A 13,758-nucleotide genomic window follows, 5' to 3' on the forward strand; every position below is an offset into this window, starting at 1 on the left:
AACGAACCCTATGCCGAAACCATCAGCTTCCTATTTATTTGTAATACTAAAAGGTATGGCCATGGGAGCGGCAGATGTTGTTCCAGGAGTATCTGGAGGAACCATCGCATTTATATCTGGAATCTATCAAGAACTTATTGAAACGATTGATAAGTTGGATTTTGGTGTTCTTAAAGTGTGGAAGAAAGAAGGAATCAAAGCAGCTATCGAGCAGTATAATCTTAAATTCCTAGGAAGCCTTTTTCTTGGTGTTGCCATCAGTATCTTATCACTAGCACGCGTTTTTAAATATTTATTAGAAGTGTACCCTATAATGGTATGGTCATTCTTTTTTGGCTTAGTACTCGCTAGTATTTTATACATAGGTAAACAAATCACGAAGTGGAATCCCACAGTAATTGTAGCACTAATTCTAGGAGTAGCTGTAGCTTACTTCATAACCATTGCCGCACCATCTGAAGCGCCAAACGTATGGTGGTTTTATTTCCTTTCTGGCTGCATTGCTATTATAGCAATGATACTTCCTGGAGTTTCTGGTTCATTTATATTAGTGCTGTTAGGTTCGTATGGAATGGTGCTAGGAACCATTACAGATGCTCAAGATGCTTTGTTAGCAAAGGATTGGGCACTACTACGAACTGCAATATTTAAAATTTTTCTTTTTGGAATGGGCTGTATTGTTGGGCTCAAGTTATTTTCAAAAGTGCTCAAATGGATGTTTGAGCACAAAAAGCAAATCACGCTAGCTGTACTTACTGGCTTTATGATTGGTTCGCTCAATAAAATATGGCCTTGGAAGGAAGTGCTATCTACTCGAATAGATAGACACGGAGAAGAGGTTCCTGTAGAGGCTGTAAGTATTTTACCATCTTCTTTTGATGGTGATCCTCAGGTGCTGTATGCGGTTGTATTTGCCGTAATTGGTTTTGCACTAATCTTACTACTAGAAAGAGCTGCGGTTAAAAAAAACGTATATGCAGACTGAGACTAGATCACTTTCTGATAAAGTCTGGCTAGTCCTTAAAGGGCTGGCTATGGGTGCCGCAAATAAGGTGCCTGGAGTTTCTGGAGGTGTAGTCGCATATGTAGCAGGTTTTTATGAAGAGTTTATTTACTCACTTCAAAAAGTTAATGGTAAAGCATTAAAATTGCTTTTTAGTGGTAGGTTCAATAGTTTCTGGAGGTATATAAATGGGAAGTTCTTAGGACTGCTCATACTAGGTATGCTCATTAGCTATTTTAGCGTATCGCTATTATTAGATATCGCCATTCGCAACTATCCTTTACTCGTTTGGAGTGCTTTTTTTGGGATGATTATAGGTTCTATTTACTACATCGCAAAGGATTTTGAAGAGTGGACTAGGCGTAACATCATGATGCTTGTTGCGGGAATTATATTTGGAGTTGCTATAAGCCTTATGGAGCCAGCTCAAGAAAATGACAACCTGTTTTTTGTATTTATATGTGGGATTATTGGCGTTTCTGGTATGACATTGCCAGGACTCTCAGGCTCATTTATTCTTATACTTCTAGGTAATTATGTGCTACTTCTTGTAGATGCCGTAAATGCACTATTTGTGACGATGACTAGCGTTTTTGGAGGTGATTTTTCATTCATTGATGATCCAGAGCACATGCGCTTACTTACGGTACTTATCGTTTTTTCGCTAGGCTCACTTACAGGTCTAGTGACTTTATCTCACTTTTTAAGTTACTTGCTTAAGAAATTTAGATGGGCGACTAATGCTGCAATTCTAGGCTTTATTATAGGTTCTCTTGGCGTTGTTTGGCCCTGGAAACTAGAAGTTTTTAAAAGAAATGAAATAGGAGAGATAGCGATAGATAGAAACGGCAGCCCCATATTAGATAATTACGATCGCTACATGCCTACAGATATTAATATGGAAAATGTGCTCGCGGTATTTTTTATTCTCACCGGCATTTTTATGGTCGTGGCATTAGGTAAATATGGAACAAGAACAAGAGGTCGTGGATAAATACGGACTAATAGGAAAAGATATAGGGTACTCATTTTCTAGAGGGTATTTTAAAAATAAGTTTGATAAGCTTGAGATAGCGGCTACATATGTGAATTTTGATGTTCCCGAGAAAGAGGCTTTAAAAGATCTTTTTTCTCCCGCTTACGCGAAAGGATATAATGTAACCATCCCATACAAACAGGATGTAATACCACTGGTGGATAATCTTAATGTAGATGCCGAAGCTATTGGAGCTGTAAACACCATAAAAGTTGAAAGCGACGGAACGTTAACTGGCTACAATACTGACTTTATCGGTTTTAGAGATACGTTATTGGAGCATTTTGGAGACTCTCTTTTTGTAGATTTTGGCACGCCGAGCTTTAAAAGTAGAGATTTAAAATGCCTTATTTTAGGAACAGGAGGAGCATCAAAGGCGGTCCACTATGCAATGAAACAGCTAGGTGTTCAATGTGTTTTTGTTTCGCGAAAGCGTAAAGAATCAACAATAACCTACGAAGATTTAGATAGAGAACTCATCGAGAGCCAGACTTTTATAGTGAATACAACTCCGCTAGGCACCTATCCGGATGTAGAGGAATCTCCAGATATTCCATATTTATTTTTAAATGAAACACATGTTGCATTTGACTTGATTTATAATCCGGCAGAGTCTTCTTTTTTACGATATGCAGGCGAGCAAGGAGCGACCATAATTAATGGTTTACGCATGCTAGAATTGCAAGCAGAGGCCTCATGGTCAATATGGAACAGCTAGAAAGCTACATTATGCCCATATGTGCCAGCTAAATAGTATATTTACCTATATTCAAATAGAACCCTAACATTGAAAGAAATGTCTGAAGAGAAGAAACCCCAAGATCCAAGTATTGAAGAGCATCTAGAAGAAACGGCTCCTGCCGCAGATCGCACGATGAATGCAGAAATAGAAGCGCTCGCTGCCGAGGCTAACGATACTGAGCTATCTACAGAGAAAGTAAGTGAAAACGCTGCTGCCACAACAGAAGCTGCACCTGCAGAAACTACAGCAGTTACTGAGGAGGCGCCTGTAGAAAAAAAGGAAGTACCAAAAAAAGATTATACCGTTCTTTCAAAAGAGGAGTTAATTGCAGAGCTACAATTACTCATCAAAAATGAAAGAGTTACAGATATAAAAGATCAGGTAGAAGAAATTAATACCTTGATTAATGCTCAGTTTGACGCAGCGCAAGAGGAGGCTAAACAAGCATTTCTTGCCGAAGGTGGAAATATTATTGATTTTAGATTTTTCTCTCCGCTTAAAAAGGAATTTAATGAAGTGTATTACGAGTACCGTAATAAGCGTCAGGAGTTTTATGAGCGCAAACGTAAAGATCAAAATGCAAACCTTAGAGAACGTCAGGACTTAATAGAAGAGGTAAAGGCATTGCGCAATGAACTAGGAGGTGCAGAGAGTGTAAACACTACGTTCAATAAATTTAAGGATATCCAAGAACGCTGGAATAATGCAGGTAATATCCCAAGAGATCGTTACAATCTTGTGTGGAACGATTACTACTTCCATATTGATGCATTTTATGAGTTGTTGCACTTAAATCGTGATTTCCGCGATAAGCACTTTAAAGAAAATCTTGATAAGAAATTACTTCTTATAGAAAGAGCAGAAGAGCTAGGAGCAGAGCCTAATATTAATAAAGCCTTTAAAGAATTACAATTACTACACCGCATGTGGAAAGAGGAGATAGGTCCTGTTGCACGTGAGTATAGTGATGAGATCTGGGACAAATTTAGCGCGGCAACAAAGAAAATTCATGATGCACGTGATGAGAAACAGAAGGAAGTAGAGGCTGTATGGGTTCAAAATCTTGAACAGAAAAATGAAATCATTGCAAAAATAAAAGAGGTAGCTCAAGATGATATCAAGGCGCACAAAACGGTGCAAGATAAAATCAAAAAAGTAGAAGCCTTACGTGATGAATTCTTTAAGGCTGGTAAAGTCCCTAAAGAGAATAACGAGGAAACATGGGCTTCTTTTAAAGAAGCAACAAAATTATTCAACCACAAGAAGAATGATTTTTACAAATCTCAAAAGAAAGAGCAATACGATAACCTTGCAAAGAAACAAGCACTTGTAAAAATAGCACAAGAGCACAAGGATAGTGATGACATTCCTGGAACATTAGATGTGATGAAACGCATCCAAGCAGACTGGAAAAAAGTAGGTCACGTACCACGTAAGGATAGCGATAAGATCTGGAAAGAATTTAAAGAAGCGTGTAATCACTTCTTTGATCGCATGAAGGATTCTAAGAAGCAAGCAAATGCTGGTGAGCAAGAAAACCTGGAAAAGAAGCAAGCTTTAATGAAAACTATTAAGGATGCAAAGATGACAGGTGATCGCACCGCAGATCTTGCAGCTATAAAAGATTTTATAGAAGATTGGAAAGCTATAGGTCGCGTTCCTTATGCAAAGAAGAATATAGATCAAGACTTTAATAAGGTTCTTGATGGTCTTTTCAAGCAATTGGATATAGATAAGAAAGAAGCAGAGCTTATCAAGTATGAAAACCGTATGAGTATTATGGTTGACGATGAAGCAGCTATTGAGAGAGAGCGTTTCTTTATTCGTAAGAAGATAGATGAGGTAAAAGCAGAGATTAATCAGCTAGAGAATAACCTAGGCTTTTTCCAGCACGTGGCAGATGATAACCCTATGGTTGCAGAGGTTCATAAGAACATTGCACGTCATAAGGAAGATTTAAATATGTGGAAATCTAAGTTACGTAAACTCAGAATGGCGATCACAGAAAGTCAGAAAGTAGAGGAGGAAGAAACAACCGAAACTGAAGAAGCTGAAGATACATCAGATTCATAATTGTAACATTTTGTGTATAGTGTCGTCTTTATAGTATCAATCAATCATTAAAAATCGACATTATGAAAACTCAAGTACACACAACACAGTTACAAGATCCAAGGCAAGGAAGAAATTTAATTTTAGGAGTATATGTGATATTCTCTACATTCTTAATAGCTTCCTATACGCTAGTACAGTATTTCTCTATGTAGAGAAAATGAAAAAAGACACAACGCAAGCTGTGTCTTTTTTTTGCGCATAACTCAACGTCTTGCAATACCTATAAATCACAAAATCCGCTCCCAATTATGGAAGCGGATTTTGCTTTTTCATAGCAGATTTTATCTATGCTACTTAAACTAAGTATCAAGACACTATATATGTCGGTTGTTTATAAGAGACCTTACAAAAATGTATCTTTGAGTATAAAATAAATTATTATGATGCGCATTCTATTATTTCTCTTTGTTGTTACTGCAACAACCTTAAGCTGTGATGGTCAGAAAAAGAAGGAATCACCTTCTAACACGATTACAACAAACTATTACTTTATTCGTCACGCAGAAAAAGATTTGAGTGATTCTAGTAATCGTAATCCAGACCTGACAATAGAAGGAGAAGAAAGAGCAGAGCGATGGAAGGCTTATTTTTCAGATAAGGATATTGATGCTGTGTACTCAACAGACTATATACGTACAATGCGCACTGCAGAACCTACTGCTGTGGCAAATAATGTTGAGATACAATCTTATAACCCAGTAGATTTATATTCAGAAGATTTTAAAATGGATACTGCAGGTAAAAATATCGTAGTGGTAGGTCATAGCAATACCACTCCTAATTTTGCAAATGCTGCATTAGGTGAGAACTCTTTTAAAGATATTGATGAGTCTGAGTATTTCCATCTTTACCACGTACAACTTGTTGTAAATGATGAAACGGGAGAGATAATCGATAGAAAAAATTTTTCAACGGTAGTAGACTAGCAGTTATCAGGACAGATAGTTACAGTGATATTCTCAAGCTCAATCTTACTTAAAAGATTGAGTTTGTTGTTTTCAAAGAGATTATCAAGCGTGGTAAGCGCAGGAAATTGCTCTTCAGGTTTGTAATTGCGATAATCTACAAAGCGTATTCCTTCTATGATACGTTCATTGTAAGCTTCTCTAAAACGCGTGCCACCTTCAGAAGTTTGATAATTATAAGCAAGATAATTTACGTTGTAATTTTCTTTATGAATCCAGTACATGTACTCATCTTGAAAATCTTCACCACCACCTTCTTGTGCAAATGCTACTTTAATACGGTAATAAGACTCGCCTTTTACGGTAACTTCATCCACTAGATTTTTTCTTACTGCTGGATCATTTAACCCATATGGAAGTACAGAAAAGTAATGAACAGAGTTAACGCTATTTGCATAACGATTTTTCATGCTATCTGCTACTGGGATAGGTGCGCTTTCGCGAAAGCGTACAAATTCTCCATTATCTTTTATAACGTCTTGTTGTACTTGGCATTCAGCATCCGTACAACGTTCTAAGGTGCGTAAACCTTCATTGCGAGTGGCTCTATAGTAGAAATCTCTAAACTTGAAATGAATACTAGCATGTTCAATTTGAGCACCACCAGAAGCTGCTATGGCCTTATCTACAATCTCTTGTGCAGTAGGTGTTTTTTGAGAACAACTTGTGATAATGAATAATAAGATAATCGCCGAAAGAAATCGAAACATATAAAGGTTTTTTCTGAGTGGTGTGGTCGTTAGAAATAATTACTTCTTACAATGGCTTGTGTTAAGGCTACAAAAATACAATCTCTTTGTTGTTAAAAATAAGACTAGGAGTCAAGAGATGATTTTTTTGATTTCAAGATTAATTTCAGGTTAGATTTCTTTTCAACTTTGTACATTTGTTATAATGTCAAATACGGTTAACATAAAGAATAGAAGGGCGCGCTTTGAGTATGAATTACTCGATAAGCTCGTTGCTGGAATCGTACTTGCGGGTACAGAGATTAAAGCAATACGAGAAGGTAAAGCCTCCATCGCAGAGAGTTTTTGTGAGTTTAATGATCATGGAGAAATGTTTGTGATTAATATGACGGTGCAAGAATATTCTCATGCTACCTATTTTAATCATCAGCCTAAGAATCAACGTAAGTTATTACTTAATAAACGCGAACTCAAAAAATGGGAACGTGAGGTAAATAAATCAGGTCTTACTATTGTACCACTACGTTTATTTACAAACGAAAAAGGATTTGCAAAGCTTGAAATTGCACTTGCAAAAGGAAAGAAAACCTACGACAAACGAGAAACTATAAAAGATCGAGATAACAAGAAAAACTTAGATCGCATCAAGAAGTCTTTTAATAATTAAAACTCATTTTCTCAGTTTAACATTTTGTTAGGCAACTATTTATAATTTTATAACGTCTTTTATAGAGTACTTTACTCTATGCGTTTAAGATTACTTCTACTTTTATTATTTATCACCATCCAAGTTGTTGCACAGTTTCCTATGTCTATGCAAGGACAGGTTACTCTTGAAGATAAAGTTCTAGAGTCTGCTCACGTGACTAATCTCAACTCACAGGGGAGTACCACTACAGATAATAACGGAATATTCTGGCTACAAGTAGATGTGGGTGATGTATTACTTGTATCTCATGTTTCGGCCAAAGAGAAATTTGTTATAATACACAAGCAGCTTGCAAATGAACCTTTGCTGTCTATATCATTAGAAGAACAAAGAAATGAGCTAGATGAAGTGATTATAAAGGAACAGCCAGATATAACAGTACAGAGCGTAGGAATTGTACAGGGAGAACAAAAAATCCCAACTGCAAATGAGCGTAGGTTACATACAGCTGGAGATTTTAAGCCTATTCATTTGCTTAGTTTATTAGGAGGTAGTCTACAAGTAGACCCTATAATTAATGCTATTACTGGCCGTACTAAAAGGCTTAAACGTTACGTAGAAATAGATAAGCAAATCGCCGTCTATGAGAGTCTGTATGAATATCACGCCTATTTTATAAAAGATAGGTTTGAGATAGACGATACCGAGGTTAAGCGATTTTTTAACGAGCTAGTAGACCACCCAAACATCACAGCATTACTTAAGAAAGATAATGAAGACCAGATTCGTATATGGCTTTGTGCTCAGTATCTTATCTTTAGTAATTCATAATTTTTCATTTTCTAAGACAATTACATGCGCACATACTTTACGTTAGTTATTATACTACTCTTTTCCTTTGTTACAGCTGCACAGATTACAGGTACTGTAGTAAGTAAAGAAGGTGAGGCGCTTCCATTTGTAAATGTGTTTATAGAAAATACTAACCGAGGTACTACCACAAATGGTGATGGGCAATACGCTCTAGAATTACTGGTAATAGATCAAGGAGAAACATTAAATGTCACCTTTCAGTTTCTAGGCTATGCAACGGTTATAAAGGAAGTGGAGGTAAATTCTGAAGAAATGACAGTTTCTGTTGTAATGGAAGAATCTTCTACATCCCTAGATGAAGTAATCGTGCAAGCTGGTATAAATCCCGCAGATCGCATTATACAAAGAGCAATAGCCTCAAGAAAAAAGAATTTACGCAATATAGGAGAATATACTGCTGCCTTTTACTCTAGAGGTCTGTGGCAGGTAAAAGATGCTCCAGATAAAATTTTAGGTCAAGAAGTAGGTGATCTGGGAGGAGGCTTAGATTCTACACGCACAGGAATTTTTTATCTAAGTGAGACCATTTCAAATATTAAATACCAGCGCCCAGATAATTTTAGTGAGGTGATTGTAGCTAGCAAAGTGAGTGGTAATGATAATGGTTTTAGCTTTAATACTGCGAGCGAAGCAAATTTCTCTTTCTATGAAAATACCTTAAATCTCAATGCGCAGATTATTTCTCCTATCGCCAGCAATGCATTTTCTTATTATAAGTATACTCTTGAAGGAACATTCTTTGAAAATGACCAACTCATTAATAAAATAATAGTTGCACCACGCAGAGAAAATGATCGTGTTTTTTCGGGAGCTATCTATATTGTAGAAGACTCATGGCAACTTTATGGAGTCGATTTACAAACCGATGGAAATGCGATTCAATTTCCATTTATAGAAAATTTGAACTTTAAGCAGAATTTCAAATATGAGGAATCTCTTAGCCAGTGGGTGAAAATCTCACAAGTCATAGACTTTAGCTTTGGTTTTTTAGGACTTAAAGGTGATGGTAGATTTACAGCAGCTTATTCTGATTATGAGTTTGCTCCTCAGTTTACGAAAGACTCTTTTTCAGCAGAGATTTTGTCTTTTGCAGATGAGGCAAATAAAAAAGATAGTGTGTTCTGGGAGCGCAGTCGTCCCGTGCCTTTAACGTCACTTGAAATAAATGATTATGTAAGGAAAGATAGCATACAGGTTATAAGAAAATCAAAGAAGTATCTAGACTCTATAGATGATCGAGGCAATCGATTTAAGATTACTTCACCCATCTTTGGATATTCTTATACAGATACTTATAATAAATGGCGATTTGGAATCACGCCACCTATCCAGAATATTCAGTTTAATACCGTTCAAGGTTGGAACGAAACCATGCAGGCAACTTATTCTAGTTGGAGTGATGAAGATTATAGTAAATCTCTTTCCGCTTTCGCGAAAGCGAACTATGGATTCTCAGAAGATCGTTTGCGTTACACATTAGGATTTACTAGGCGTTTTAATCGTACAAATAGAGCCACTATAAGCGCTACAGGAGGAGTTGATATTTTACAAGTAAATAATGCAGACCCTATACGCCCTATTATAAATTCATACCTCACCTTAACTCAAGAAGAGAACTTTGCAAAATATTACGAAAAGGAATTTGCACAACTATACTATGGACAAGAAATAGTGAATGGCTTGCGGGCAAACGCCATTATTGCTTACGAGCAGCGTAATCCTGTTTTCAACACTACAGATCAAACATTCTTCCCGAAAGATGATCGTGAGTATACCAGTAATAATCCGCTCAATCCTTTTGATACTGAGAATGGAGCTTTTGAAGCGCACTCCATCGGGAAGTTGCTTCTAAGTGCTACGGCAAATTTTGGACAGAAATATTACAGCTATCCTAGTGGGAAATTCAATGTTACTTCAGAAAAATATCCATCACTTACCTTAGTGTATGAAAAAGGTTTTGGAGCTTCTATAGCAGATTATAACTTTGACCAACTACGTATTGTCGCTCAGCAGGAGTTTAATGTGAGTAATAAGGGTAGAATGTCTTATGATGTGCGTGCTGGGACCTTCCTAGGCACTGCAAAAGGTGTGAGCTTTATAGATAGACAGCATTTTAATGGTAATCGCTCGCTCTTTTTTGAGCCATCACGCCTCAATCGATTTAATGTCTTACCTTATTATGAACGTAGTACAAACCAAGGGTATGTAGAAGGACATGTTGAGCATAATTTTAGAGGTTGGGTACTAGGAAAGATACCGCTAGTAAATAAACTTAATTTTAATCTTATTGCAGGTGCACACGTGCTTAGCACAAATGAAAGCTCGTTTTATAGGGAGTTTACCGTAGGAATAGGAAATGTAGGTTGGGGTAAATTTAGGCTATTGCGTTTTGACTATGTGTATGGACAAGGAGCACTAGGAGGCAGTGATGGTGCATTTTTGATAGGGTTGAGTTTGTAAAATTCTTTTAGTAACCTTTTTTATAACTTTCTTTTTCTTTTAGAAATAGTACTGTGTCACCTGAATCAATTTTAAATTTAGTTTTGATGGTATGTCTATCTTGTATCTCTTGTCTATAAACTACAAAGTGTAGATGTGGCCCATCGCTATAGCCTACATTACCACTGTATCCTATTAGTTCTCCTTGCTTTACTACGGTGCCTTCCTGGAGAGTAGATCCTTTAAATTTTAGGTGTGCATAATCTGCAAATGTACCATCATCGTGATAGATGGTTATTTTATTATTGAACTGTTGGCATTCTGGCTTAAAACAAGTTTTATTGTTATTTACAATGACCGTAGTAACAATGCCTCCTCTCGCCGCAGTGATAGATGTCCCTATGGGCATGGTAAAGTCTAATGAATTCTCATTTTGATGCGTTTGCTTCCCATTGTAACCTTGAAATAAAAGATACTCCTCACCTTTTTTAAATGGTAGGTCATATATGTGATTTTCATCATATAACGTTTTATGGTGATTACCTTTATTAAAAAAGGTTTTGTAAGAGTATTTATAGGCTTTTACTTTATTTATTATGGCTAGTGAATTAGTGAGTTGTCTTTTTGAGTGAGCTGGAATAACATAAACAGTACCGTTTTTATCTTTACTTTTTAAATTAGTAAGGTCAAAATTTATTTTGATGCTTATCGGGTATGGTTCATTATTATCTACAAAAAAGTCATATCCATTTGCTATGGATTCTCCATAAGCTTTTATATCAAACTGTTCACTTTGAGCAGATGTAGACATGACTGCGCAAATTAGGGCAAGTAATAAAGTTGTTCTTTTCATTATTTGATCTTTTAAGATTACTCAGGAAACACAACACTTTCATACGCCCCAAAGTCTGAATTACTTGTGCGGCTCGTGCCTATAATATCTATCGGGAATTGGTTTGATGCACTTTGAAGTCCGAGACCATTGCTTGCAGTGTTTTCTCCTACTTGAAGCATGTTTTCTGTAGGCTCAAAGAAATCTGGATCTCCACCTCTTATAATGTCTTGATAGAAACTTACGTTTGTAAAATCAAATAACGGATTTTCATTAAAATCTCCAAAATCATCATCAAAACGAATCTGAGTATTTGTAAACTTGAAGTTAAACGGAGCGCTGTCATCTTTATTAAAACCTAGCTCCTCATCCTGATTACCGTATATAATACAGTTTGTAAAATTAGCTTGAGCAAGTTCGCCTACTAAAAGAGTGTCCCCACTTAGTAGGGTATTGTCTATAAATACTGCTGGCGTATTTCTGAAACTTTGCGTCCAGTAATTTGCAAAGGTGCTATGCGTGAAATTGTAGCTACCGCCTAGTTGTATAAGCATAGCAAACTGGCCACAGTTATTAATCACAGTATTAGAAGTCTCCACAGCCGAAAATCTATTGAGTAACCCCACAGCAGATGCATTGTAGATCTGAGTGTTACTAAGTGTTAAACCTGGAGTAGCTGAGTTGTTAGCACTAGATTCATTAAGAATTCCTACTGTGGCATTTTTAATAGTCGCATGATTGATGGTATTGTTTATACTACCATCTGTAAGTAAGATAGTTCCCCATTGTCCTGGAACATTAGAAAAAACGGGTTCTAGTCTATCGCTTTCAAAAATGACTTCATTTTCAAGAAGTACGCTATCTGTACTTAATAATCCGTTTACTTGTAGCGACGCGTTGTCTGCAATGAGTAAGCCGCTATCTGCGTGAAAGTGTATGCGTGCGCCAGCTTCTATATTGAGCGTTCTAGCGTCAATTCCATTAGGATCTCCTACAGCCATATATCCATAAATCACATAAGGCTTATCATTTGTAAAAGTAAGCTCATCATCCATGAGATAGCGTCCTTCTAGCGAAGTTTCTACATTATTTACGGTAAGTGTTTCTACTATTCCAGTAGCTCCATCACGTTCTGGAAAAAGAAATATAGCATCTTTAACCAAGGTTACAAGATCTACTTGCTGCGTTGTTCCTGTGCTATTAAACTCTATAATATCTGTATATAAAAACTCATTAGAACCATCGCCTACGCTATTTATATCAAGAGTAGTTTCTACAAAAACAAAGATGCTATCATTTGCAAGAATCTCTACATTTTCAAAAGTTCTACCAGGCACTCCATCTACGTTGAGTCTATAATTTGAAGATTCACCTAGTCCTAAACGCACACTAGGAATTGAAATATTCTCATCACTGCGGTTATATACTTTAAGATTATAGGTGCTCGAGCCTATGTTTGTAAAAACAGTATCTAGAAAAATAGTATCTCTAGAGAACTCAAGATTACCCGTGCTTGCTGTTGTTTCAAAATCATTACGACAAGAGCTAAAGGTTATAATTCCAGCAAGGACGATGAGTAGGTATATACTGCGCATGTAAATGTAGTTTGTAACAAATATAACGCATTAAGTGTAGTGTTTTTAGTGTCCTTTTTCTTTCTTGAGACGCCTTTTTTCTCTTCTCTCTTCTTTCTTAATTTGTTTGTAATCGAGTATGAGAACTTCTCCTAAAAGCATATTTTGATCCTCATCTTTAAAATTCACATTTATTTCAAGTTGTGAGCCTACGAGTATTGTACGTGGTTCGTAACCTAAGAAGCTATACTTAATCGTTTCTCCAGGATACACTTTGAGACTATAATTTCCTTCAAAATCTGTTTGATAAGCTCTTGAAGTTCCATGAACGGTTATGTTCACTCCAGGAAGCGGGTCAGTCATGTCGGTCACTTTACCTGTTATTGTTATTAGTTTTTTCGGAGTTTTATGCTTTCGCGAAAGCGAACCAATTCCTAAACTATCATACGCATTAATAGGTAATTCAACGGGTGCTATGTCTCCAGTAATAAAAATCTCTTCTGTGGTTTGAGATACTGCTTCTGCAGCCGAAAATGTCGCGATAGGAACTAACAAAGAAGCTGCATATTGAGCAAAACTGCGGCCTTTATGACGAGTTAATGATAGGGGAGTACCTAGCTGGTCTTTTCTAAAACGACCACAAATCGAATCTCCACTCACTATATGATCACGTAATTGTGTTGTAGTGTGTGCTGTAAAATCAATGACCTCTTTACTACATACAGCACAGTGTTTTCCTTGCTCTGTAGGAGTCATTGAAGTCCAGTCTTCATGACATGGCTTTGGGATTGTAATGGCGATAGGCTTTTTCATAATGTCTTGATTAACTGATGTAAATCTA

At 36.6% G+C, this 13,758-nt stretch carries 13 protein-coding genes; 9 read left to right on the top strand and 4 right to left on the bottom strand.

All coding sequences use genetic code 11. The annotated features are described in order from the left end of the window. Nucleotides 1-10 precede the first annotated feature (10 nt). The 6 genes from ACJJVW_RS12020 to ACJJVW_RS12045 all read left to right on the top strand — a co-directional run bounded on the left by ACJJVW_RS12020 (nt 11) and on the right by ACJJVW_RS12045 (nt 5,822). Nucleotides 11-985 carry a DUF368 domain-containing protein gene (locus tag ACJJVW_RS12020; RefSeq protein WP_298325800.1) on the top strand — a complete coding sequence of 325 codons (975 nt, stop codon included), beginning with the start codon at nt 11-13 and terminating at the stop codon, nt 983-985. Beyond that, a complete protein-coding gene (locus ACJJVW_RS12025; protein WP_405252124.1) occupies nt 975-1,997 on the top strand; it encodes a DUF368 domain-containing protein in 1,023 nt (340 codons plus the stop codon). Before ACJJVW_RS12020 ends, ACJJVW_RS12025 begins: the two co-directional genes overlap by 11 nt. Then, a complete protein-coding gene (locus tag ACJJVW_RS12030; RefSeq protein WP_405252126.1) occupies nt 1,969-2,757 on the top strand; it encodes a shikimate dehydrogenase family protein in 789 nt (262 codons plus the stop codon). The genes ACJJVW_RS12025 and ACJJVW_RS12030 overlap by 29 nt, the downstream gene beginning before the upstream one ends. Before the next feature lie 78 nt (nt 2,758-2,835). Further along, nucleotides 2,836-4,854: a DUF349 domain-containing protein gene (locus ACJJVW_RS12035; RefSeq protein WP_405253100.1), complete on the top strand. Its 2,019-nt coding sequence runs from the start codon at nt 2,836-2,838 to the stop codon at nt 4,852-4,854. A 62-nt stretch (nt 4,855-4,916) separates the two neighbouring features. Further along, nucleotides 4,917-5,048, top strand: a complete 132-nt coding sequence (locus tag ACJJVW_RS12040; protein WP_405225940.1) for a hypothetical protein — start codon at nt 4,917-4,919, stop codon at nt 5,046-5,048. A 228-nt stretch (nt 5,049-5,276) separates the two neighbouring features. Then, complete coding sequence (locus ACJJVW_RS12045; RefSeq protein ID WP_405252128.1) at nt 5,277-5,822, top strand: SixA phosphatase family protein; 546 nt, start codon at nt 5,277-5,279, stop codon at nt 5,820-5,822. On the opposite strand, the gene ACJJVW_RS12050 is transcribed toward ACJJVW_RS12045, so the two are convergent. Continuing rightward, a complete protein-coding gene (locus ACJJVW_RS12050) occupies nt 5,819-6,571 on the bottom strand; it encodes a DUF6503 family protein (RefSeq protein ID WP_405252130.1) in 753 nt (250 codons plus the stop codon). The two genes, ACJJVW_RS12045 and ACJJVW_RS12050, sit on opposite strands and share 4 nt — an antisense overlap. 184 nt (nt 6,572-6,755) lie before the next feature. On the opposite strand from ACJJVW_RS12050, the gene smpB reads away from it, so the two are divergent. The 3 genes from smpB to ACJJVW_RS12065 all read left to right on the top strand — a co-directional run bounded on the left by smpB (nt 6,756) and on the right by ACJJVW_RS12065 (nt 10,532). Next, nucleotides 6,756-7,217, top strand: a complete 462-nt coding sequence (gene smpB / locus ACJJVW_RS12055; protein ID WP_013749716.1) for an SsrA-binding protein SmpB — start codon at nt 6,756-6,758, stop codon at nt 7,215-7,217. 78 nt (nt 7,218-7,295) lie between these two features. Continuing rightward, complete coding sequence (locus ACJJVW_RS12060) at nt 7,296-8,030, top strand: hypothetical protein (protein ID WP_405252132.1); 735 nt, start codon at nt 7,296-7,298, stop codon at nt 8,028-8,030. A gap of 24 nt (nt 8,031-8,054) precedes the next feature. Next, the gene (locus tag ACJJVW_RS12065; RefSeq protein ID WP_405252134.1) at nt 8,055-10,532 is read left to right on the top strand and encodes a DUF5686 and carboxypeptidase regulatory-like domain-containing protein; all 2,478 of its coding nucleotides are present in this window, start codon (nt 8,055-8,057) and stop codon (nt 10,530-10,532) included. A gap of 7 nt (nt 10,533-10,539) precedes the next feature. On the opposite strand, the gene ACJJVW_RS12070 is transcribed toward ACJJVW_RS12065, so the two are convergent. Genes ACJJVW_RS12070 through ACJJVW_RS12080 form a run of 3 tightly spaced genes read right to left on the bottom strand, consistent with a single transcriptional unit; the run spans nt 10,540 to nt 13,730 of the window. After that, nucleotides 10,540-11,364 (bottom strand): M23 family metallopeptidase, encoded by an 825-nt coding sequence (locus tag ACJJVW_RS12070; protein WP_405252136.1) that lies wholly within the window; start codon nt 11,362-11,364, stop codon nt 10,540-10,542. Between the two features lie 17 nt (nt 11,365-11,381). Continuing rightward, nucleotides 11,382-12,938, bottom strand: coding sequence for a hypothetical protein (locus tag ACJJVW_RS12075; RefSeq protein WP_405252138.1), 1,557 nt, complete (start codon nt 12,936-12,938; stop codon nt 11,382-11,384). Nucleotides 12,939-12,983: 45 nt separating this feature from the next. Continuing rightward, a complete protein-coding gene (locus ACJJVW_RS12080; protein WP_405252140.1) occupies nt 12,984-13,730 on the bottom strand; it encodes a carboxypeptidase-like regulatory domain-containing protein in 747 nt (248 codons plus the stop codon). Between the last annotated feature and the right edge of the window lie 28 nt (nt 13,731-13,758).

Origin of the sequence: Dokdonia sp. Asnod3-C12 (assembly GCF_045063975.1) — a bacterium.
GTDB lineage: Bacteria > Bacteroidota > Bacteroidia > Flavobacteriales > Flavobacteriaceae > Dokdonia.